Raw genomic sequence first — 590 nt, forward strand, 5'->3', positions numbered from 1 at the left:
GGTCCGCACCGGACAGCCGGCCCGCCGCTCTGCCGATGGTGCGGGCCCGCCGCGTGTCGCGCGGTGGAACGCGTGGGGGATGTCCACCGACGGGGTCAGAATGAGGCATGCGAGCAAGCCCCGGTCCGGCCGGTCCGTCGTCGGTGGGGCCCGGTGCGGGCGCGGTGCGTGGGGAGCACTGGTGGCCGGTGGCCACGGCGGTGGTGAGTGCCGGGCTGCTCCACGTGGCGCTGCCCACGTCGTACCGGGTGGACCCGGTGTGGGTGGTGCCGGTGGTCCTGTTCACCCTGCTGGTGGCGCTGGTCGTCGGCGATCCGGGGCGGATCGACCGGCAGAAGACCTGGCTGCGGGTGGTCACCGAGACCGTGATCGCCTTCATCACCGCCTCGAACCTGTACGCCGGAATCCACCTGGTGTCGGACATCCTGACCGACAACAAGCTGTTCGCCGACAACGCCACCGGTCTGCTGGCGACCGGTGGCGTGACCTGGGTGACGAATGTGATCGCCTTCGCGCTCTGGTACTGGGACCTGGACCGCGGTGGCGCCGCGGCCCGTGCCCACCGGCCCGCCGCAGGAGCGGCGTTCGTC

At 72.2% G+C, this 590-nt stretch carries 1 pseudogene; it reads left to right on the forward strand.

Annotation, left to right across the window (positions count from 1 at the left end):
- Positions 1-107 precede the first annotated feature (107 nt).
- Positions 108-590 (forward strand): annotated as a pseudogene (locus tag VR45_RS37490) (hypothetical protein); the annotation flags it as partial.

Source organism: Streptomyces sp. NRRL S-495 (genome assembly GCF_000966955.1).
GTDB lineage: Bacteria > Actinomycetota > Actinomycetes > Streptomycetales > Streptomycetaceae > Kitasatospora > Kitasatospora purpeofusca.